At 59.3% G+C, this 22,238-nt stretch carries 18 protein-coding genes; 9 read left to right on the top strand and 9 right to left on the bottom strand.

Features of this window, described 5'->3' with window-relative positions; translation table 11 throughout:
* Positions 1 to 110: 110 nt before the first annotated feature.
* The 4 genes from DK870_RS10245 to DK870_RS10230 are packed head-to-tail and all read left to right on the top strand — an operon-like array spanning position 111 to position 7,661.
* Positions 111 to 2,057, top strand: coding sequence for a type VI secretion system Vgr family protein (locus DK870_RS10245; protein ID WP_161548591.1), 1,947 nt, complete (start codon positions 111 to 113; stop codon positions 2,055 to 2,057).
* A gap of 15 nt (positions 2,058 to 2,072) precedes the next feature.
* Positions 2,073 to 2,507 carry a DcrB-related protein gene (locus DK870_RS10240; RefSeq protein ID WP_161548590.1) on the top strand — a complete coding sequence of 145 codons (435 nt, stop codon included), beginning with the start codon at positions 2,073 to 2,075 and terminating at the stop codon, positions 2,505 to 2,507.
* A 13-nt stretch (positions 2,508 to 2,520) separates the two neighbouring features.
* On the top strand, positions 2,521 to 6,903 hold the full coding sequence (locus tag DK870_RS10235) for an RHS repeat-associated core domain-containing protein (RefSeq protein WP_161548589.1): 4,383 nt from the start codon (positions 2,521 to 2,523) through the stop codon (positions 6,901 to 6,903).
* Positions 6,900 to 7,661 carry a pentapeptide repeat-containing protein gene (locus DK870_RS10230; protein ID WP_178126864.1) on the top strand — a complete coding sequence of 254 codons (762 nt, stop codon included), beginning with the start codon at positions 6,900 to 6,902 and terminating at the stop codon, positions 7,659 to 7,661. The genes DK870_RS10235 and DK870_RS10230 overlap by 4 nt, the downstream gene beginning before the upstream one ends.
* A 130-nt stretch (positions 7,662 to 7,791) precedes the next feature.
* On the opposite strand, the gene DK870_RS10225 is transcribed toward DK870_RS10230, so the two are convergent.
* The 3 genes from DK870_RS10225 to DK870_RS10215 form a co-directional block, all read right to left on the bottom strand.
* A complete protein-coding gene (locus tag DK870_RS10225; RefSeq protein ID WP_095014020.1) occupies positions 7,792 to 8,067 on the bottom strand; it encodes an HU family DNA-binding protein in 276 nt (91 codons plus the stop codon).
* A 191-nt stretch (positions 8,068 to 8,258) separates the two neighbouring features.
* Positions 8,259 to 9,407 carry an NAD(P)/FAD-dependent oxidoreductase gene (locus DK870_RS10220; protein WP_161548587.1) on the bottom strand — a complete coding sequence of 383 codons (1,149 nt, stop codon included), beginning with the start codon at positions 9,405 to 9,407 and terminating at the stop codon, positions 8,259 to 8,261.
* Between the two features lie 37 nt (positions 9,408 to 9,444).
* Positions 9,445 to 9,612 carry a rubredoxin gene (locus DK870_RS10215; protein WP_060756655.1) on the bottom strand — a complete coding sequence of 56 codons (168 nt, stop codon included), beginning with the start codon at positions 9,610 to 9,612 and terminating at the stop codon, positions 9,445 to 9,447.
* Between the two features lie 195 nt (positions 9,613 to 9,807).
* Here DK870_RS10215 and DK870_RS10210 point away from each other — a divergent pair, with 195 nt between their 5' ends.
* The gene (locus tag DK870_RS10210) at positions 9,808 to 10,371 is read left to right on the top strand and encodes a chorismate lyase (protein ID WP_161548586.1); all 564 of its coding nucleotides are present in this window, start codon (positions 9,808 to 9,810) and stop codon (positions 10,369 to 10,371) included.
* Positions 10,371 to 11,261 (top strand): 4-hydroxybenzoate octaprenyltransferase, encoded by an 891-nt coding sequence (ubiA, locus tag DK870_RS10205; RefSeq protein WP_161548585.1) that lies wholly within the window; start codon positions 10,371 to 10,373, stop codon positions 11,259 to 11,261. Before DK870_RS10210 ends, ubiA begins: the two co-directional genes overlap by 1 nt.
* 32 nt (positions 11,262 to 11,293) lie before the next feature.
* Here the strand turns inward: ubiA and DK870_RS10200 are convergent, their stop codons facing one another.
* Entirely contained in the window at positions 11,294 to 11,674 is a 381-nt protein-coding gene (locus DK870_RS10200; protein ID WP_060756652.1) for a hypothetical protein, read from the bottom strand.
* A gap of 153 nt (positions 11,675 to 11,827) precedes the next feature.
* Between DK870_RS10200 and phoB the strand changes: the two genes are divergently transcribed.
* From phoB to DK870_RS10185, 3 genes are all read left to right on the top strand, one after another.
* Positions 11,828 to 12,517, top strand: a complete 690-nt coding sequence (gene phoB / locus DK870_RS10195; RefSeq protein ID WP_003176964.1) for a phosphate regulon transcriptional regulator PhoB — start codon at positions 11,828 to 11,830, stop codon at positions 12,515 to 12,517.
* A 133-nt stretch (positions 12,518 to 12,650) separates the two neighbouring features.
* Positions 12,651 to 13,937, top strand: a complete 1,287-nt coding sequence (phoR, locus tag DK870_RS10190) for a phosphate regulon sensor histidine kinase PhoR (RefSeq protein ID WP_218580481.1) — start codon at positions 12,651 to 12,653, stop codon at positions 13,935 to 13,937.
* A gap of 270 nt (positions 13,938 to 14,207) precedes the next feature.
* Positions 14,208 to 15,548 (top strand): hemolysin family protein, encoded by a 1,341-nt coding sequence (locus DK870_RS10185; RefSeq protein WP_060756650.1) that lies wholly within the window; start codon positions 14,208 to 14,210, stop codon positions 15,546 to 15,548.
* 70 nt (positions 15,549 to 15,618) lie between these two features.
* On the opposite strand, the gene DK870_RS10180 is transcribed toward DK870_RS10185, so the two are convergent.
* The 5 genes from DK870_RS10180 to DK870_RS10160 all read right to left on the bottom strand — a co-directional run bounded on the left by DK870_RS10180 (position 15,619) and on the right by DK870_RS10160 (position 22,159).
* Positions 15,619 to 16,527 carry a response regulator gene (locus DK870_RS10180; RefSeq protein WP_060756649.1) on the bottom strand — a complete coding sequence of 303 codons (909 nt, stop codon included), beginning with the start codon at positions 16,525 to 16,527 and terminating at the stop codon, positions 15,619 to 15,621.
* A 168-nt stretch (positions 16,528 to 16,695) separates the two neighbouring features.
* A complete protein-coding gene (gene phoU / locus DK870_RS10175) occupies positions 16,696 to 17,457 on the bottom strand; it encodes a phosphate signaling complex protein PhoU (RefSeq protein ID WP_060756648.1) in 762 nt (253 codons plus the stop codon).
* Between the two features lie 71 nt (positions 17,458 to 17,528).
* Positions 17,529 to 18,362 (bottom strand): phosphate ABC transporter ATP-binding protein PstB, encoded by an 834-nt coding sequence (gene pstB, locus DK870_RS10170; RefSeq protein ID WP_060756647.1) that lies wholly within the window; start codon positions 18,360 to 18,362, stop codon positions 17,529 to 17,531.
* A gap of 77 nt (positions 18,363 to 18,439) precedes the next feature.
* The gene (gene pstA, locus DK870_RS10165) at positions 18,440 to 20,110 is read right to left on the bottom strand and encodes a phosphate ABC transporter permease PstA (protein ID WP_060756646.1); all 1,671 of its coding nucleotides are present in this window, start codon (positions 20,108 to 20,110) and stop codon (positions 18,440 to 18,442) included.
* 15 nt (positions 20,111 to 20,125) lie between these two features.
* Entirely contained in the window at positions 20,126 to 22,159 is a 2,034-nt protein-coding gene (locus DK870_RS10160) for an ABC transporter permease subunit (RefSeq protein ID WP_174554052.1), read from the bottom strand.
* Positions 22,160 to 22,238 lie beyond the last annotated feature (79 nt).

The following is a 22,238-nucleotide window of genomic DNA, read 5'->3' as shown; positions in this document are numbered from 1 at the left end:
AGCGGTGCATCAGGCCCCTATGCATCAACTGACACACGGCTATCGGGAGCAAGCCCCCTCCCACCGTTGAACCGGTTTCTTCAGTTATCAAGGTATTTACGGGACTACCGATGCTTTTTAACCAAGCCTCACGCCTGGCCAAGATCACCAGCCCCCTCGGGCCGGATGTCCTGCTGCTCAATGAAATGGGCGGCGGCGAAGAGCTGGGCAGGCTGTTCAACTACGAGCTGCAACTGACGTCGCTGGACGCCAACATCGACCTTAACCAGTTGCTCGGCAAGCCGATGAGCGTGGGCCTGCAACTGGCCGATGGTGGCGAACGACACTTCCACGGCATCGTTGCCCGTTGCAGCCAGAACATCGACCAGGGCCAGTTCGCCAGTTACCAGGTGACGCTGCGCCCGTGGCTGTGGCTGCTCAGCCGTACGTCGGACTGCCGGATTTTCCAGAACCTGAGCATCCCGCAGATCATCAAGCAGGTGTTTCGCGACCTGGGTTTTTCCGACTTCGAGGACGCCCTGAGCCGGCCGTATCGCGAGTGGGAATACTGCGTGCAGTACCGCGAGACCAGCTTCGATTTCGTCAGCCGCTTGATGGAACAGGAAGGTATCTACTACTTCTTCCGCCACGAGCAGGACCGCCATGTGCTGGTCTTGGCCGACGCCTATGGCGCCCACACCACGGTGCCCGGCTACGCCTCGGTGCCGTATTACCCCAAGGACGAACAACAGCGCGAACGCGACCATATGCACAACTGGCATCTGGCGCAGGAAGTGCAGCCGGGCTCGCTGGAACTCAACGACTATGACTTCCAGCGCCCCAGCGCCCGCATCGACGTGCGCTCGGCGATGCCACGTCCGCACACCGCCGGCGACTACCCGTTGTACGACTACCCCGGCACCTACGTGCAAAGCGAAGACGGCGAACACTATGCACGCACCCGCATCGAAGCCCTGCAAACCCTGCACGAGCAGATCGAGTTTGCCGGCAATGCGCGGGGCCTGGGTTCGGGCCACCTGTTCAGCCTCACCGGCTTCAGCCGCCAGGACCAGAACCGTGAATACCTGATCGTCGGTTGCCGCTATTACATCAATCAGGAAAGTCTGGAAAGCGGCGGCGGCTCGGGTTCGGCGCAGTTCGAAAGCAGCCTGACCTGCATCGACGCCCAGCAAAGTTTCCGCCCAATGGCCAACACCCATCGACCCATCGTCAAAGGCCCGCAGACCGCACTGGTGGTCGGCCCCAAAGGCGAGGAGATCTGGACCGACCAGTACGGCCGCGTGAAGGTGCACTTCTACTGGGACCGTCATGACCAATCCAACGAGAACAGCTCGTGCTGGATTCGTGTGTCACAGTCCTGGGCCGGCAAGAACTGGGGCTCGATGCAGATTCCACGGATCGGCCAGGAAGTGATTGTGAGCTTTCTGGAGGGTGACCCCGACCGGCCGATCATCACCGGAAGGGTCTACAACGCCGAGCAGACGGTGCCCTACGACCTGCCGGAAAATGCCACACAAAGCGGCATGAAGAGTCGTTCGAGCAAGGGCGGCACGCCGGCCAACTTCAATGAAATCCGCATGGAAGACAAGAAGGGGCTGGAGCAGTTGTATATCCATGCCGAGCGCAATCAAGACATCGTGGTGGAGGTGGATGAGAGCCATTCGGTGGGGCATGACCGGAATAAGAGCATCGGCCATAACGAGACGGTGACCATCGGCAATAACCGCCTGCGTGTAGTACGCAGTAACGACACCGTTATCGTAGGCGGTGCCAAGTCTGACAGTGCCGCTACGCACTACACCATTGAGGCTGGAGAAAGTATCCGCCTGGTGTGCGGTAAGAGCGTGATAGAACTCAAAGCTGGCGGCGACATCAACCTCACCTGCGGCTCGTTCAATCTGTTTTCCACCGGCAGCAGCAAGATCCAGACAAAAGGCAAACTGGACATCAACCTAGGCAGTGACAAGGGCACATCGCCCGGCGCCCAGGGTGTGCAAGGCACGATCAAGTCCGCCGTCGAATCGAAATTTTCCGGCAAGCCCGGCGCTGATCAATAACGAGATTTCTTCGCCATGAATTACCTGATTAACGAAGCCCAATTCACCTTGCCAGATGCCGAGGTACAGGACACTTCGATCAATATTCTCAAGTTCGCCAACCTGGGCACTACGCTGGTGGTCAGCCGTAGCCCACTGGCGGATGGCGAGACCTTGCATAGCAACTTCGAGAACCAGCTGAAAAAGCTTGAGCAGCAGGTCAAGGATCTTCGTTATTCGCCGGCACAAGCCGTCAAGGTTGGACCAGCGCAGGATATCGATGCTTATGAGGTGCAAAACCGTTTCAACAAAGGCAGCGACAACATTTACCAGTACCAGTTGGCGATGCAAATACCCGGCACCCGCCGGCTGATCGCCCTGAGTTACGTCAAGACCCAGCCCCTGGGAGCGGCCGAGGCTGCCCACTGGGCAACGCTCAAAAGCACACTCAACTTTCTCACCACGCCCTGAGTCGAGCTGAGCCATGAGTGAAGACCTCTGGGCCGCCCGCGAAGGGGATGCGCTGCTACACACCTCGGTGATGGCCGATATTCTCGGCGGTGTACTGGAAGTGGCCGCCTACGCGGCAATCACTTACGTAGGCTGCCTCGCTGTCGCGGCGGCGGTTGCCATTACTACCGGTGCAACCATCGCCACCGGTGGCGTTGCTTTGGTGCTGGTGGTCGGTGCGGTCGTCGGAATTACCGCAGGGCTTACGGGGGCCGACCTGAAGATATCTAGTTGGTGCGAGACCGCCGCCAACTGGGTCTTTCCGCCGGTGATCGATGCCTTCATCACCAGCGGCTCGGACAACGTGTTCATCAACGGCAAAAAGGCCGCCCGTGCCGCTGGCAAGATGACGGCCGTGCCGGTCGCCCCAAGCGAACCGGCCGAGCCCAGCTTCCTCGACATGGCAGGCGAGTTTTTCTCGCAGATCTGGCGCCCGACCGTCGCCACCCCGGCCCCCGGCACCAAGCCTTGCAAGCTGGATACCGTAGGGTGCAACAAGCATCCACCCATGCCCGAGCAATTTATCGCTGAGGGCTCCAGTTCGGTCTTCATCAATGGACAACCAGCAGCACGCAGTGGTGATCGCAGTACTTGTGACGCGAAGATAGGCACGGCCGAGGGGTTGATCTCGCCGGACGTACGCATCGGCGGCGAAACCATTGTGGTGCAGGAGATTCGCAGCGGGAAAACACCGGGTGTAGGCCTAGCCATTGCTGTGGTAATGGCGTTGCGGGGCAACGTGAAATGTTTCTGGACCAAGCTGCCGTGCCTGGTCGGTAGCTTGCTGGTGGGAGGCGCCGTCTCTTACGCAACCAGCAAGGTCACCTCTGCGCTCAAGAGCGCCATAAACGGCTCGCCCAACCCGGTGCACAGTGCAACCGGGGCGAAGATCCTGGGTGACGAGGAAGAGCTGGACTTTGTGCTGCCGGGCCTGCTGCCGATTGATTGGAAACGTTTCTACAGCAGTCTCGACCCACGTCGTGATGGCCTCTTTGGTGCCGGCTGGAGCGTCGACTATGAAGTGTCGGTCGAGATAGGCGCTGACGAAAACCTGTTCTACATCGATGAGCAAGGGCGCCGCCTGGAGATCGGCTACATCCCGTTGTCCGGCGGAGCGTTCGATCCGGGCGAAGGCCTGGCGGTCAGGCGCAACCACGATGGTGCGGTGCTGATCGAGAGTATCGACGGTCTGTATCGCCTGTTTGAACCCGACCCGCTGAACAACTCGCGGATGCGCTTGCAACTGTTGGGTGATCGCAATGAGGGGCGGATATTCCTCGATTACGATGCCCAGGGACGGCTGTACCGCTTGCGTGACACCCATGACTTGATGCACGTCGAACTGAGTTACACAGCAGCACATCCTCGGCGCGTGAGCCACATCGAACGGCGTTACCTGCGCCAGGACCATTTCGATGGGCGCAGCGATGTGCTCGTCAGTTATCGCTATGACAGCAACGGCGATCTTGCCGAGGTTTTGGACGCACAAGGCGCGACTCAACGACGCTTCGCTTACGACTCCAGCCGGCGTATGACCGAGCACCAATTACCAAGTGGTTTGCGCTGTTTCTATCAATGGGCAGAATTTACAGGAACAGGCGGCCCGGAGTGGCGCGTCAGTCAGCACTGGACAGATGCGGGTGATGAATACGCTTTCGACTACGATCTCGACGCCGGCATTACTCGCGTAACCGATGGCCTGATGCGCGTCAGCACACGGCATTGGAACCCCCAATACCAGATCACTTCCTACATAGACAACCTGGGCCATACCTGGCAGTTCGAATGGAATGAAGACCGGCAATTGACGGGTGCGATTGACCCACAACAGGGCCAATGGCGCTTCAGCTATGACGAATCGGGCAACCTGAGCGTAGTAACCGACCCTCTGACGAGAACCAGCGGCACACAGTGGCTGGCGCATTGGGCATTGCCCGAAGTCGAAACCGACCCAGCAGGCAACAGTTGGCATTATCGGTACGATCAACGCGGCAACTGCGTTGAGGAAGTCGACCCTTTGGGCAACCGTACGCGCTATATCTATGACGGTTTCGGCCAACCGGTGCAGATCATCGACGCCACCGAAAAGACTAAAACGCTGCATTGGAACGAATGGAGCCAATTGGTTGAAGCCGTGGATTGCTCGGGTTATCCCACCCGCTATCACTACGACGCGTTCGGCAACCTGGTGATGCAGACCAACGCGGAAGGTGAGTCGGTGCGCTACCGCTACGGCCCCCAAGGGCTATTGCTGGAATGCCAGCTACCTGATGGTCGCGTGGAACAGTTCCAGCGCAATGCTAGCGGTTATCTGACAGCCCATGTTGACCCCGCCGGGAGCACCACACGCTATGCCTATGATATTCGCGGCTTGGTCAAACAGCGGTGGGATGCGCACAACCGCACGGTCATGTTCGACCATGACGCCTATGGGCGCCTGCGCAAGCTGACCAATGAGAACGGCGAAAGTTATCGCTTTGAGTGGGATGCGGCCGACCGAATGGTGCAACAGCAAGACCTCGACCAGAGTCGGCGTTGCTACGCTTACGATTCGCTGGATGATGTGATAGCCGTGGACCATCTACCAGGGGCGGAAGGTGAACCGGTAGCTCCAATCTCGCACCAGTTTCAGCGAGATCCCGTTGGGCGCCTGGTCAGCAAAGTCACTGCAGACGGCACCACCGTTTACGAACATGACCTGAACGATCAATTGGTCGGGGTTACTTTCACGGCGATTGACGGTCTGCAGCAACGACTGAGTTTCAGCTACGACGCGATGGGGCAGCTACTGCAGGAGCAAAGCGCAGCCGGATCCTTGCAACATCACTACGACGAATTAGGAAACCTGATTCAGACCCAATTGCCCGACGGTCGATGGCTGAACCGACTCTACTACGGCAGTGGTCACCTGCATCAGCTCAATCTCGATGGAAAGGTCATCAGCGACTTCGAGCGTGATCGCTTGCACCGTGAGGTGCAACGCACTCAAGGCCAACTCAAAACAAGTACCGCGTACGACCGCTGCGGCAGGGTTCGCTCACGACAACGCCGCAGTATTGATCAGCCGTGGCAGTTGCCGCCATTGGTTGAGACCAGCTATAGCTACGACCCCAGCGACAACCTGATAGGGCGTCGGCGGATTGACCGCCAGCGTGACACTCAAGAGCAGTTGGGTTACGACAGTACTGACCGTATTCTTGTCTGCTATCAAGTGGAGAGAAGTGAAACCTACGCTTACGATGCCGCGGCTAACCTGCTGAATAGCCCGCTCCAAGGAGGGCTTGTACGACATAATCGGCTGCTTACCTATCAAGACAAACGCTATAGATACGATGCCTTGGGTCGGGTGATCGAAAAGCGCAGCGGCGTCCGTGGTCTTCAGCGCTTTGCCTACGACGCTGAAAATCGGCTGGTTGAAGTGCGAAATGGCAGCGGCAGCGTGGTCAGGATGAGCTATGACCCACTGGGACGACGCGTCGAAAAAAACGAGCTTGACGAAGATGGCTATTCGCGGGGGCAGACGCGTTTTACTTGGGATGGTTTACGTCTGTTGCAGGAGCACAAACACAGTCAGACCAGCCTTTATGTTTATGACGGGGAAAGCTACGAGCCGCTGGCCCGAATAGACGGTACCGGGTCGCTGCAAAAAATGCGCTACTACCACAATGACCTAAGTGGTCTGCCGGAGCAGCTAACCGATCTCGATGGTCAAGATGTATGGCGCGCAACTTATCAGGTGTGGGGTAACACACTGACGGAAGATCGCGAGTCTTCCTATATTGAGGACCAGAACCTGCGCTTTCAGGGGCAGTATCTCGACCGGGAGACGGGGCTGCATTTCAATACATTTCGCTTTTATGATCCTGATATTGGGCGTTTTACAACACCGGACCCGATAGGCCTGGCAGGAGGGTTTAACCTTTATCAGTACTCTCCTAATCCTTCGGGATGGATCGACCCATTGGGGTGGGCGCCTTGCGGCTCGACAACTGCCAAGCTTCAGGCACACGCCAACGCCGCCAGAAAGGCCGTTTACAGTAACCCTCAAAGGTCATTGACCCCGAAACAAAGAGCAGCAGTAAAACGGGCTTATGATCGGGGAGATCTCGGACAAGCACGTTCACGCTATCGTCGGTACGTAGGGCAGAGGATTGATGCTGATTTCAAAACCAGAGTGAAAAACGACCCATCACTGGGCCATTTAGAGGTATCAAAGTCAGGACAAAAGCTTCCCGACGTATATGAAACTAAAACTAAAACCTGGTGGGATCTCACGACTAAGGCTGATTGGAAAAGAGGTACGCATCAGCGACGTTATGGGGACTGGGGCAATGGTTATGAAGGAATACTATGGTGACTGACAAAACTCCGTCAAAAGTACTGTTCGGCATTGAGCAGGACGGACTCGTTCTGCCTAAAAAAACGCGTTTTGAAAACGAGCTGATCAGTGGCTGCACGCTAAAAAATGCAAACCTATGCGATCCGATTTTTGATCAATGTGTTTTGGAAAACTGCAAATTTGAGAAAACTGATTTTTCCGGTTCGAGATTCTTCAACAAAACATCTATAACTGAATGCTCATTCAACAGCGTCGATTTTCAAGCATCGGGCTTTAGCAATAGCAAGTTTGAAAACTGCTCATTTATAAAATGCAACTTCCGGGAAGCGTCGCTGAAGGATTGCTCCTTTGCCAACTGTACATTCTCCCAATGCAAAATCATCGACAACGTGTTTAACGCCAGCAAGATATTCAACATCAAGTTCACTGGAAAACTTCAGGAAGTCAGTTTTATATCAGACCAACCCAACACTCCGCTTTCTGCCGACTTTGAACATTGCAAACTCGATTATGTCACCTTTGAAAACTGTGACCTGGAAAACATTATACCCTCTACCGAGACCAAACATTTATTCTTTAAAGACGTGGCTGCCCGCGCAAAAAAAGCTTTAACTGCCATATCTGCTGAACCTGAAAGCCAAATCAATAAAATTCTGAAGCGACGACTGCTAAAACTCACCACTCAACGTGGCGCAATTTTCAATATTAAGAACCTCGAAGATTATGAGGGCGAGGAGTTTACCGCACGCTTCATTTCACTCCTCCAAAACGCTTAACAGTGCAGAAAAGTAAGTTACCAGTATCTGCGCGCTTCAATTGATTATACGCCCCACAAAAAATGGGCACCCAACCCAGTCGGTATGCCCATTTTGTACCACCCCGCCCCTTGCGAGCCGGTACGGCGTATTACTCGTTAACAGTATCTTTCAACGATTTACCCGGCTTGAACGCAACGGTGTTGCTCGCCTTGATTTTCACCGGCTCGCCGGTCTGTGGATTTTTGCCAGTGCGGGCGCCGCGGTGGCGTTGCAGGAAGGTGCCGAAACCAACCAGGGTGACGCTGTCCTTGCGGTGCAGGGCGCCGGTGATTTCTTCGAGAACGGCGTTGAGGACGCGGTTGGCCTGTTCTTTGGTGAGATCCGCTTTTTCAGCGATGGCGGCTGCGAGTTCTGGTTTACGCATATGTGAAGCCTCTTTGACGGTTTTTTGTTGTTATGTCCGTGCTGCTCTCTTACGGAGCAGCGCCCAAGGCGCCGCAGGCTCTACTCTGCGGCAGACGGGAGTGAGGATGGCATGCCCTCGCACGCTCCGCCAGCCTCGCGACGACCTTTCTGAGGGTAGGAACGTGCTGATTCCGACAGAACGACCGCTATTTACGCCAACAACGGCGGAAGCTCTTTATTGAGGGCCAGTTTTTCCATGACGGCGCTGCCGGTCAGCGCGTAACCCAGCAGGCGGCCGTCGGCGTCGCGGCACAATGCCTTGATGTCGGCACCCTGGCCTTCAACGTTCCACACGCCTTCCGTGCCCCTTGGCGGAGGTGACACCACCAACGGACAGATCGGGGTTTTCACGGTGATCGGCATCGGCCCGTAGCTGACAGCGGTGGCGTTACCGGCCAGGGTCTGGGCCAGGGCGCGGGCGCAGCTCATCAACGGCATCACGTACAGCAGGTTCAGCCCATCGACCTCGGCGCAGTCGCCCAGGGCATAGATGTTGGCGTGAGAGGTCTTGAGATAGCGATCGACCATGATCCCGCGGTTGGTCTGCAAGCCGGCGGCGGCGGCCAGGTCGACACGCGGGCGCAGGCCGACGGCCGAAACCACCAGGTCGCAGTGAATCACTTCCCCGTCCGACAGATGAGCCTGCAGGCCATCTGCCGTGCGCTGCAAGCGGTTGAGCACCGGGCCCAGGTGGAAGCGTGCGCCGAGACCTTCCAGCCCAGCCTGCACCGCTGCGGCCGCCGCCGGGTGCAACAGGGTCGGCATGACTTGTTCACACGGCGCCACCAGGTCGATTTCATAGCCGCCGAGGATCAGGTCATTGGCGAATTCGCAGCCGATCAGACCGGCGCCCAACAGCAACACACGGCGCTTGCCGGCGGCTGCGGCGCGAAAGCGTGCGTAGTCTTCAAGGTCGTTGATCGGGAAAATCAGCTCAGCCGCATCGCCTTCTACCGGCACCCGCACCGTCTCTGCGCCCCAGGCCAGGATCAAGTCGCGATACGCTACCGCTTCCTCGCCGATCCACAGCCGTCGGTGGCCCGGATCGATGCCGCTGACGCGGGTGTGGGTACGCACCTCGGCCTTGAGTTGCTCGGCCATGGCGCCGGGTTCAGCCATGCTCAGGCCATCGGCTTCCTTGTTCTTGCCAAAGCCGGTGGAGAGCATGGGCTTGGAGTAGGAGCGCCCGTCATCCGCAGTGATCAGCAGCAATGGGGTCTCGCTGTCGAGCTTGCGAAACTCCCGGGCCACGTTGTAACCGGCCAATCCTGTGCCGATGATCACGACAGGTGCGTTCATTCCCTTCTCCTTGCAGTAGGTTTCTTGAAACTGAGAATTAACCGATCTCGATCATTTCGAAATCCATTTTGCCTACGCCACAGTCTGGGCACAGCCAGTCTTCCGGGACATCTTCCCAACGGGTACCCGGCACAATTCCGTCATCCGGCCAGCCGTCTTTTTCATCATAAATCAGGCCGCAAACTATACATTGCCACTTCTTCATCACTTGCTTCCTCAGGGTCCAGGCATCTTGGCCGACGGTCGATAGACCCACGTTGCCGTGCGGCTCAGGGCGTTTTGTACTGATCGGGGCCGGCAGATGCAAGCATGATCGACGCATGGGGCCGGTTCACCCCGGCAAAAGTGCAGGACGCCATGGTAAGCTCGCCGCCTCTTTTGCTGCCAATACTGACCCACCGTGCCGCACTCAATCGCCCCTTCCGATGCTTGCCAATGGCTGCCCCAGAGCCTTCTGAGCCCAGTGCCCGCGCCCCTGACCCTCAACTGGCTGTTCAATGAAGATTCGCTGACGCGGCGGCTGACGCGGCTGTCAAACGACGGTTTCAGCGTGACGCCGTTGTTCGAGGGCTGGCAGCCATTGCGTGTTGATGAATGCGTGGCGCTGGGCTTGCCGGCCGCTACTGTCGGCTGGGTGCGCGAGGTGTATCTGCGCGGTCATGGTCAGCCGTGGGTGTTCGCCCGTAGCGTGGCGGCGCGCAGTGCCCTGCAAGGCGACGGCCTGCATATGGATGAGCTGGGCAGCCGCTCGCTGGGGGAATTACTGTTCTGCGACCACGCTTTCGTCCGCCAGGCCATTGAGGTGTGCCACTACCCCAGCCAGTGGCTGCCGACTGCGGATCAGGCCGATGGCCTTTGGGGCCGCCGCTCGCGCTTCGATCGCGGACCATTGAGCGTGCTGGTCGCGGAAGTCTTCCTGCCCAGCTTCTGGCATGCGCTGCATGACCATCCGGAGAACTGCTGATGTACCAACGTCTGCTCAAATCCTTGAACCACCTGAACCCCAGGGCCTGGGATTTCATTCAATTGACCCGCATGGACAAGCCCATCGGCATTTACCTGCTGCTGTGGCCGACGCTGTGGGCATTGTGGATCGCCGGCAAGGGCTCGCCGTCCCTGGCCAACATCGTGATTTTTGTGCTTGGCGTGACCCTGACTCGCGCTGCCGGTTGCGTCATCAATGACTGGGCGGACCGCAAGGTCGACGGCCATGTGAAGCGCACCGCGCAACGTCCGTTGGCCAGCGGCAAGATCAGTTCAAAAGAAGCCCTGGTGTTCTTTGCGGTCCTGATGCTGATCAGCTTCCTGCTGGTGCTGCTGACCAACGCTACAACCATCTGGTTGTCGCTGGGCGGCCTGGCACTGGCGGTAAGCTATCCGTTCATGAAGCGCTACACCTATTACCCGCAAGTGGTGCTGGGCGCGGCGTTTTCCTGGGGTATGCCGATGGCGTTCACCGCCGAGACCGGCCACCTGCCCGCCGCTGCATGGCTGCTGTACATCGCCAACCTGCTGTGGACGGTGGGTTACGACACTTACTACGCCATGACCGACCGCGACGACGACTTGAAGATCGGCGTGAAGTCCACGGCCATCTTGTTTGGCGATGCCGACCGCGTGATCATCCTCACATTGCAGGGCCTGTCGCTGGCTTGCCTGTTGCTGGCAGGCGCCAGGTTCGAGTTGGGGGGCTGGTTCCATCTGGGCTTGCTGGCGGCGGCGGGCTGTTTTGCGTGGGAGTTCTGGTACACCCGCGACAGGGACCGGATGAAGTGCTTCAAAGCGTTCCTGCACAACCACTGGGCCGGGTTGGCGATATTTGTCGGGATTGTGGCCGACTATGGGTTTCGATGAGGGGCCAGGCCCCTCATCTTTAGTCGGTAGGTTTAAGGCTTGGCAACCTTCCAGGCCCCGTCCATTTTGCCTTCTCCGGTCATGTCTCCAGCCTTCTTGTCCATCACAAAGGTGTAGAGGGGTTTGCCGGCATAGGCCCATTGGCTCTTTTGATCATCACGGGTGATCACAGTCCACTTGCCCATAGGCTTGTCGGTGGACTCAGCCATCAATGGCGGCCAGTTGGCGGCGCATTTGTCATTGCACATGGATTTACCGTCTGCATCCTTGGCAAAGGTGTACAGCGTCATCCCCTTGTGATCCACCAAGACCCCATCCTTGGTCATCGCCGGGTCCATTGCGAATGCCAGCGTCGGCAGCGTCAACGCCGCCGTGACCAGCAGGGCCTTCCAGGAAAACGTACTTTGAGTCATCGGAACCTTCCTTTTGTGGTTGTCAGGATTCGGTCCCAAAGCGTAGCCCAGAGCGACGCAAATTGCCCAAGCGTCTAAATTACTGTCACACGACTGCAATAATTCCGTTATCTAATGCGGCGCAAGACAGTTAAATGACAAGAGGATTTAGGCATGGTTGGCAGGAGCATTCTGATCGTCGACGACGAAGCGCCCATCCGCGAGATGATCGCCGTTGCGTTGGAAATGGCCGGCTATGACTGCCTGGAGGCGGAGAATTCCCAGCAGGCCCATGCCATTATCGTCGACCGCAAGCCAGACCTGATCCTGCTGGACTGGATGCTGCCCGGCACCTCCGGCATCGAGCTGGCCCGCCGCCTCAAGCGGGATGAACTGACCGGGGATATCCCGATCATCATGCTCACCGCCAAGGGCGAAGAAGACAACAAGATCCAGGGCCTGGAAGTAGGCGCTGATGACTACATCACCAAACCCTTTTCCCCACGGGAACTGGTCGCGCGCCTGAAGGCCGTACTGCGCCGAGCCGGCCCGACCGATGGCGAAGCGCCGATTGAAGTCGGCGGCCTGCTGCTGGACCCGATCAGCCACCGCGTGACCATTGACGGCAAGCCTGCCGAAATGGGCCCGACCGAGTACCGCCTGCTGCAGTTTTTCATGACCCACCAGGAACGCGCCTACACCCGTGGGCAATTGCTGGACCAGGTATGGGGCGGCAATGTGTATGTGGAAGAACGTACCGTCGACGTGCATATCCGCCGCCTGCGCAAAGCCTTGGGCGATGCCTACGAGAATCTGGTACAAACCGTGCGCGGCACTGGCTATCGGTTTTCAACCAAAGGTTGAGCTGCGAGCCCTCAGCTATAAGCGGCAAGCTAACAGCCGCACCGCTCTAACTTGAAGCTTGCAGCTTGAAACTTGCAGCTGCTTTGAAGGATTCAAAGTGAACCAGAACTGGCATGGCACCCTGATCCGCCACATGCTTTTGCTGATCACCGGCTGCCTGCTGGTAGGCCTGATCAGCGGCTATTACGGCTGGAGCCTGGCCGTCGGCCTGGCCTTGTACCTGGGCTGGACCCTCAAACAACTGCTACGCCTGCATGAATGGCTGCGCCAACACAAACCCGATGAAGCACCACCCGACGGCTATGGCCTGTGGGGCGAGGTGTTCGACAGCATCTACCACCTGCAACGCCGCGACCAACGGGTGCGTGGGCGCCTGCAAGCGGTGATCGACCGGGTGCAGGAATCCACCGCCGCGCTCAAGGACGCGGTGATCATGCTCGACAGCGATGGCAACCTGGAGTGGTGGAACCGCGCCGCCGAGACCCTGCTGGGCCTCAAGACGCCTCAGGACAGCGGCCAGCCGGTGACCAACCTGGTGCGTCATCCACGCTTCAAGGAGTACTTTGAGCAGGACAATTACGAAGAAGCCCTGGAAATCCCCTCGCCCACCAACGATCGCGTGCGCATCCAGCTGTACTTGACCCGCTACGGCAACAACGAACACCTGATGCTGGTGCGCGACGTGACACGCATCCACCAGCTGGAACAGATGCGCAAAGACTTCGTCGCCAACGTTTCCCATGAGCTGCGCACGCCGTTGACGGTGATCTGCGGTTATCTGGAGACGTTGCTGGACAATGTCGACGAGATCAACCCACGCTGGAACCGTGCCCTGCAGCAGATGCAGCAGCAAGGCTCACGCATGCAGACCCTGCTCAACGACCTGCTGTTGCTGGCCAAGCTTGAGGCGACCGATTACCCGTCGGACAACCACCCGGTCACCGTGCAAAGCCTGCTCAAGACCATCAAGAATGATGCCCAGGCCCTGTCCGGCGAGCGCGGCCAGCAAATCACCCTGGAAGCCGACCCGCTGGTGCTGCTCAAAGGCAGCGAAGGCGAATTGCGCAGTGCGTTCTCCAACCTGGTGTTCAACGCCGTCAAGTACACCCCGGACGGAGGCAATATCCGTATTCGCTGGTGGGCCGACGAACACGGCGCACATTTGAGCGTGCAGGACTCCGGCATCGGCATCGACGCCAAGCACCTGCCGCGCCTGACCGAACGCTTCTACCGTGTCGACTCCAGCCGCAACTCCAACACGGGCGGCACCGGGCTGGGCCTGGCGATTGTCAAACATGTGCTGCTGCGCCACCGCGCACGACTGGAAATCAGCAGTGTGCTGGGGCATGGCAGCACCTTCACCTGCCACTTCCCGCCAGCGCAGGTGACCCACTCGCGGCTCGTCGGAAATGACGAATAACCCAAACCCGACACCAATCTCAATGTGAGAGGGGCCTTGCTCCCGATAGCGGTGTATCAGCCTCAGATGTACCGACTGACTCACGGCTATCGGGAGCAAGCCCCCTCCCACCATTGCAATTGTGCTGTTTCGAAGGCGCCATTCCAGGCTCCACCCGGCAGTGGGCACTAGGCAAGCGCCCCGCCAGCCGCTACATTGGCCGACTTGCACGCGCCTTTGCGGCCCACCTGCCACCCCTTATTGAACACACGGAACCTGCAAAACCCCATCATGGACCCTTCCCCTGGTATCACCCTCGCTACACTCTTCGCCGACTTCGGCATGATTCTTTTCGCACTGATCCTGGTACTGCTCAACGGCTTCTTCGTTGCGGCGGAGTTTGCCATGGTCAAACTGCGCGCCACCCGGGTCGAGGCCATCGCCCACCAGAACGGCTGGCGCGGGCAGATCCTGCGCACCGTGCACAGCCAGCTCGACGCTTACCTGTCGGCCTGCCAGCTGGGTATCACCCTCGCCTCCCTGGGCCTGGGCTGGGTGGGTGAGCCCGCCTTTGCACATATCCTAGAGCCGTTGCTGGAAGCCGTAGGCGTGCAATCGCCAGAGGTGATCAAGGGCGTATCGTTCTTTGCCGCCTTCTTCGTGATTTCCTACCTGCACATCGTGGTCGGCGAACTGGCCCCCAAATCCTGGGCCATCCGTAAACCGGAGCTGCTGTCGCTGTGGACGGCGGTGCCGCTGTACCTGTTCTACTGGGCGATGTACCCGGCGATCTACCTGCTCAACGCCAGCGCCAACGCCATCCTGCGCATTGCAGGCCAAGGTGAGCCCGGCCCGCATCATGAGCACCATTACAGCCGCGAAGAACTCAAGCTGATCCTGCACTCCAGCCGTGGCCAGGACCCGAGCGACCAAGGCATGCGGGTACTGGCCTCCGCCGTGGAAATGGGCGAGCTGGAAGTGGTGGACTGGGCCAACTCCCGGGAAGACATGGTCACCCTGGACTTCAATGCCCCGCTCAAGGAAATCCTCGCTTTGTTCCGCCGCCACAAATTCAGCCGCTACCCGGTGTACGACGCGGTGCGCAACGAATTTGTCGGCCTGCTGCACATCAAGGACCTGCTGCTGGAGTTGGCGGCCCTGGACCACATCCCCGAGTCGTTCAACCTGGCCGAACTGACCCGGCCGCTGGAACGTGTGTCGCGGCACATGCCGCTGTCGCAGTTGCTGGAGCAGTTCCGCAAAGGCGCCGCACACTTTGCCCTGGTGGAAGAAGCCGACGGCAAAGTCATCGGCTACCTGACCATGGAAGACGTGCTCGAAGTGCTGGTGGGCGATATCCAGGACGAACACCGCAAGGCTGAACGCGGCATTCTCGCCTATCAGCCCGGCAAACTGCTGGTGCGCGGCGATACCCCGCTGTTCAAGGTGGAACGCCTGCTGGGTGTGGACCTGGACCACATCGAAGCCGAAACCCTGGCCGGCCTGATCTACGACACCCTGAAACGGGTGCCCGAAGAGGAAGAAGTGCTGGAGGTGGAAGGCTTGCGGATCATCATCAAGAAGATGAAGGGGCCGAAGATCGTATTGGCCAAGGTCCTGCTGCTGGATTAACCCCTGCACACCAGAAACCCTGTAGTGAGCGGGCTTGCCCCGCGCTGGGGGGCAAGCCCGCTCACTACAATCACGCACCCGGGACGAAGTGCTTCTGCGCCGTACCCCGTGCGATCAAGCGCGAGATGTAATCGAGTTTCTGCGCATCCTGGTCGATAAACCGGAAGGTCAGTTGCAGCCAGTCGCTGTCGGGCTTGGGCTCGTAGGCGACGATAGCGTGCAGGTAGCCGTTCAAACGGGCGACTTCGGCGTTTTCGCCTTGCTCAAGGTCGAGTACCGCACTTTCCAGTACCTGAGGCAGGATTTCGCCGCGACGCACCACCAGCAGCGCTTCCTTGATGCTCAGCGCCTTGATCACACATTGCTGGCTGCCGCTGGACAGTCGCAGCTGGCCTTGGCCGCGGTTACCGGTCGGCGCTGCTGACGGCGCCTGTACCGGAGGGCTGTTGAGCAAGCCCTTATTTGGCGCGGGCGCAGCCGCCGCGACAGGGGCTGCGCGCACGGCCTCAGGCTTGCCACCGGTCAGGGCGCTCAGGGAGTCGTTGCCAAAAGCCGAGTTCACCTTGGTCGGCGCACTGGCGACCAAGGCGTCGAGACGGCCGACCTTGTGCAAAGCCTGTTTGACCTTGTTCAACAACTGTTCGTTGGTGAAGGGCTTGCTGACGTAGCCGGAAACGCCTGCCTGGATCGCCTGAACCACGTTCTCCTTGTCGCCACGGCTGGTCACCATCACGAACGGCATGGCCTTGAGGTGCGCTTGCTCACGGCACCAGGTCAGCAGCTCCAGGCCGGACATCTCGGGCATTTCCCAGTCGCACAGCACCAGGTCGAAGCTCTCGCGCATCAGGATGGATTGCGCCTTTTTACCGTTTACCGCGTCTTCGATCTTGATCCCGGGGAAGTAGTTACGCAGGCACTTCTTCACCAAGTCGCGGATAAACGAGGCGTCGTCCACCACCAATACACTGACTTTACTCATCGACCCTTCATCCTATAGAAACTTCGGCACGCAAAACGCCTGACTGATAGCATTTTGCCAAAACTCGCGGGTCACAGAAGGACTTTATTGCTCCTGCTGTGCAAGAAAAATTGTAGCCACAAACAAAAACGCCCGACCAAAGGCCGGGCGTTAATTTCTCGGGCAACCTTATTTATCGTCAGGTTCGCCGGGAACATTAGGGTTTTGATCAACGGTACCTTCAACTTCGGCTTTCATGCGCTTGAGGCCCATGTGCCGCACGTCGGTGCCGCGAACCAGGTAAATCACCAGTTCCGAGATATTGCGCGCGTGGTCGCCGATACGCTCCAGGGAGCGTAGCACCCAAATGATGTTCAAGACCCGCGAGATAGAGCGTGGATCTTCCATCATGTAAGTGGCCAGCTCGCGCAGCGCCGTCTTGTACTCGCGGTCGATGACCTTGTCGTACTGGGCCACCGACAACGCCAACTCGGCATCGAAGCGGGCAAACGCGTCGAGCGCATCGCGCACCATGTTGCGCACCTGGTCGCCGATATGGCGCACTTCCACGTAACCGCGCGGCGCTTCGCCTTCTTCACACAATTGAATGGCACGACGGGCGATCTTGGTGGATTCGTCTCCGATGCGCTCCAGGTCAATCACTGACTTGGAAATGCTGATGATCAAACGCAGGTCGGATGCCGCCGGCTGGCGACGCGCCAGGATCCGCAGGCATTCTTCGTCGATATTGCGTTCCATCTGGTTGATCTGTTCATCGATCTCGCGCACTTGCTGGGCCAGGCCCGAGTCGGCCTCGATCAGCGCGGTGACGGCGTCGTTGACTTGCTTCTCCACCAACCCGCCCATCGCCAGGAGGTGGCTGCGCACTTCCTCAAGCTCGGCGTTGAACTGCGCGGAGATGTGATGGGTAAGACCTTCTTTGCTAATCATGTTGGCGTCCTTGGAACGTCCGGTAAGGTGCGGAGAGCCGCAGCATTCAGTGCAATCGAAACCACCGGATACTAGCCGTAGCGACCGGTGATGTAGTCTTCGGTCTGCTTCTTCGCCGGATTGGTGAACAGCGTATCGGTGTCGCCGAATTCCACCAGCTTGCCCATGTACATGAACGCGGTGTAGTCGGAAACCCGCGCCGCCTGTTGCATGTTGTGAGTCACGATAACGATGGTGAACTTGGACTTGAGCTCGTAGATCAGCTCTTCGACCTTCAAGGTCGAGATCGGGTCGAGCGCCGAGCAAGGTTCGTCGAGCAGCAACACTTCCGGCTCCACGGCGATGGTACGGGCGATCACCAGACGCTGCTGCTGGCCGCCGGACAGGCCGAGTGCCGAGTCGTGCAGGCGGTCTTTGACCTCATCCCACAGCGCAGCGCCTTTCAAGGCCCACTCCACCGCTTCGTCGAGGATGCGCTTTTTGTTGATGCCCTGAATGCGCAGGCCGTAGACCACGTTTTCGTAGATGGTCTTGGGGAACGGGTTCGGCTTCTGGAACACCATGCCCACGCGGCGACGCAACTCGGCCACATCTTCGCCCTTACGATAGATGTTGCTGCCGTAAAGGTTGATGGCGCCGTCCACACGGCAACCGTCCACCAGGTCGTTCATGCGGTTGAACGTACGCAGCAGCGTGGACTTGCCGCAGCCGGACGGGCCGATAAAAGCCGTCACGCGTTGCTTGGGGATGTTCATGCTGACGTCGAACAGCGCCTGTTTCTCGCCGTAGTACAGGCTCAGGCCCGGCACTTCGATGGCCACGGTTTCCTGGGCCAGGCTCAGGCTCTGCTTGTCGCGACCCAGGGCCGACATGTTGATGCCGTGGGTGTGGGTTTCGTGTTGCATGGGATGCTCCCTGTGCTACCAATTCGTTGTGTGGAAGCGGCTTGCTCGCCCCCACATTGAGTCCGCGTCAATTCGGATCAGCTATCCAGTGCTTTGTATTTTTCGCGCAGGTGGTTACGAATCCACACTGCCGACAGGTTGAGCGTGGCGATCACCAGCACCAGCAGCAGGGCCGTGGCGTACACCAGTGGCCGCGCGGCCTCGACGTTGGGGCTCTGGAAGCCGACGTCATAGATATGGAAGCCCAGGTGCATGATCTTCTGGTCCAGGTGCAGGTACGGGTAGTTGCCGTCCAGCGGCAGCGACGGTGCCAGTTTCACCACACCCACCAGCATCAGCGGAGCCACCTCACCAGCGGCACGGGCCACGGCGAGAATCATGCCGGTCATCATCGCCGGGCTGGCCATCGGCAGCACGATCTTCCACAGCGTTTCCGCCTTGGTCGCGCCTAGTGCCAGGGAACCTTCACGCACGGTGCGGGGGATCCGCGCCAAGCCTTCTTCGGTGGCTACGATCACCACCGGCACGGCCAGCAGCGCCAGGGTCAGCGAGGCCCACAGCAGGCCCGGCGTACCGAAGGTCGGGGCCGGCAGGGCTTCGGCGAAGAACAGACGGTCGACCGAGCCACCCAGGACGTACACAAAGAAACCGAGACCGAACACGCCGTAAACGATGGCCGGGACGCCCGCCAGGTTGTTCACGGCGATGCGGATCACGCGAGTCAGAGTGTTCTGCTTGGCGTACTCACGCAGGTAAACCGCCGCCAGTACACCGAACGGCGTCACGATCATCGCCATGATCAGGGTCATCATCACGGTGCCGAAGATCGCCGGGAAAATCCCGCCTTCGGTGTTGGCTTCCCGTGGGTCGTCGCTGAGGAATTCCCAGACCTTGCTGAAGTAGAAACCGATCTTGGTCAGGGTACCCATGGCGTTCGGCTGGTAGGCGTGTACCACTTTACCAATGCCGATTTCCACTTCCTTGCCGTTGGCGTCGCGAGCCGTCAGGCTGTCGCGGTTGAACTGGGTGTGCAGGTCAGCCAGGCGTGCCTCGACCTCCTTATAGCGATTATTCAGCTCGGCACGGCCCGCTTCCATATCGGCCTGGGCCGTGGCGTCGAGCTTGCCTTCCAGCTCCAGCTTGCGACCGTGCAGGCGGATGCGCTCCAACCCGGCGTTGATCGCGCCGATATCGGATTTCTCCAGGGTCTTGAGCTGGGCAGCCAGCTTGTTGACGCGCTCGACACGGGCTTGCAGCTCAGGCCACGCAGCCTCGCCTTCGGCGACAACCTTGCCATCCTGTTTGACGTTGATCAGGGTGCCGTAGAAGTTGCCCCACTCACGACGCTCGATGGCCATCAGCTCGACCGGTTTGGTCTGGTCTTTCAACCACTCGCCGACGATCCAGGTGAAATCGTTGCCGTTCAGGTCACGGTTGCCGACCTTGATCAGCTCGCGGGTCATGAATTCCGGGCCCTGGTCAGGCACCGGCAAGCCGGCGCTTTTCAGGCGCTCGCGGGGCACTTCTTCCTTCTGCACCACTTCGCCGATGACGATGTGGTTTTCCTGGCCGGGCACGCTGTAGTTGGCCTGGATCAGGTCAGCCGGCCAGAAATGACCCAGGCCGCGCACCGCAATCACGGCCAGCAAGCCAATGGTCATGATGACCGCGATGGACACCGCGCCACCGCTGATCCAGACGCCGGGGGCGCCGCTCTTGAACCATCCATTCAGGGAGTTCTGTTTCACAGACTTCTACCTTTCTTAAAGCGACGAGTATTTCTTGCGCAGACGCTGACGGATCAGCTCGGCGAGGGTGTTCATGATGAAGGTGAACAGCAGTAGCACCAGCGCCGAGAGGAACAGCACGCGGTAGTGGCTGCCGCCTACTTCCGATTCCGGCATTTCCACCGCGACGTTGGCTGCCAGGGTGCGCAGGCCTTCGAACAGGTTCATTTCCATCACCGGAGTGTTACCAGTGGCCATCAGTACGATCATGGTCTCGCCGACGGCACGGCCCATGCCGATCATCAGCGCCGAGAAGATACCCGGGCTTGCGGTCAGGATGACCACGCGGGTCATGGTCTGCCACGGTGTGGCGCCCAGGGCCAGTGAGCCCAGGGTCAGGCCGCGCGGCACGCTGAATACGGCATCTTCGGCGATGGAGTAGATGTTCGGGATCACTGCAAAACCCATGGCCAGGCCGACGACCAGGGCGTTGCGCTGGTCATAGGTGATGCCCAGGTCGTGGGAGATCCACATGCGCATGTCGCCGCCGAAGAACCAGGTCTCCAGGTATGGGCTCATATACAGCGAGAGCCAGCCCACGAACAGGATCACCGGGATCAGGATCGCGCTTTCCCAGCCATCCGGCACCCGCAGGCGCAGCGACTCAGGCAAGCGGCTGAAGATGAAACCGGCAACCAGGATGCCAATCGGCAGCAGCATCAGCAGGCTGAAAATCCCCGGCAGATGCCCTTCGACATACGGCGCCAGGAACAGGCCGGCGAAGAAGCCGAGGATCACCGTCGGCATCGCTTCCATCAATTCGATCACCGGCTTGACCTTGCGGCGCAGGCTCGGGGCCATGAAGTAAGCGGTGTAGATCGCTGCGGCAACCGCCAGGGGTGCGGCCAGCAACATGGCGTAGAACGCGGCTTTCAGCGTGCCGAACGTCAACGGAGCCAGGCTCATCTTGGGTTCGAAGTCGGTGTTGGCGGCGGTCGATTGCCAGACGTATTTAGGCTCGTCGTAGTTTTCGTACCAGACTTTGCTCCACAACGCGCTCCACGACACTTCCGGGTGCGGGTTGTCCAGCAACAGCGGCTGCAGCTTGCCGCCGGCTTCGACGATCACTTGATTGGCGCGCGGCGACAGGCCGAACAGGCCTTGCCCATCCACCACCGGGTCCACCAGCAGGGTGCGGTGCGCGGTGCTGTGGAACACGCCGAACTTGCCGGAGGCGTCGAGGGCGGTGAAGCCTTTGCGACGCTCTTCAGCAGTGATTTCCACGATCGGCGCAGTGCCCATCTGGAAGGTGCGGATCTGTTTCAGGCGCTGTTCGCCATCCGGGTCGCGGGCCATGAACCACTGGGCCAGGCCGCCCTTCGAGTCACCGACGATCAGCGAGATGCCACCGACCAATTGCGTGCTGGCGGTGATTTCGGCGGTGCCGTCTTCGAGCAGCTTATAGCGCCCATTGAGGCTCTTGTCGCGCAGGCTGAACACGTCGGCCAGGGCACGACCGTTGACCACATACAACCATTGCTGGCGCGGGTCGATGAAGATCGCCTTCACCGGCTCAGTCATTTGCGGCAGCTCGATGCGCTTCTGCTCGCTGGTCACTTCGCCGGTCATCATGTTTTCTTCGCGGCTCAGGCCCAGCACGTTCAAATACGAACCGGCGGAACCGGCCACCACCAGCGAAGAGTCGGTAGCGTTGAGAGCGACGTGTTCCAGCGGGCGGCCTTGATCGTCGAGGACAATCGGCGTTTCACCGTAGGGGTATTCCACGGCTGGGTTGATAGTTTTCTTGCCGTCCGGGTAAGACACCTTATAGGTGTGGCGGAAGACGAGGGCCTGGCCATTGGACAAGCCGAGGATCACCAACGGGCTGCCTGGCTGGTCTCGACCGATAGACACCACTTGGCTGCCGGCCGGCAGCGGCAGGTCGATACGCTTGAGCTCGGCGCCGGTCTGTACATCAAAGAACAGCGCCTGGCCCTTGTCGGAAACCCGCAGGGCAACTTGGTTCTGTTCTTCGATGGCGATCATCAGCGGCTTGCCGGCGTCCTGCATCCATGCAGGCGTCAACGCATCTTCCTTGGTCAGCGAAGCCCCTTGGAACAGCGGCGCGACAACGTAGGCAAGGAAGAAG

Source organism: Pseudomonas sp. Q1 (genome assembly GCF_009935975.1).
In the GTDB taxonomy this organism is placed as follows: domain Bacteria; phylum Pseudomonadota; class Gammaproteobacteria; order Pseudomonadales; family Pseudomonadaceae; genus Aquipseudomonas; species Aquipseudomonas palleroniana.
This window is presented reverse-complemented; position numbering and strand designations above follow the sequence as displayed.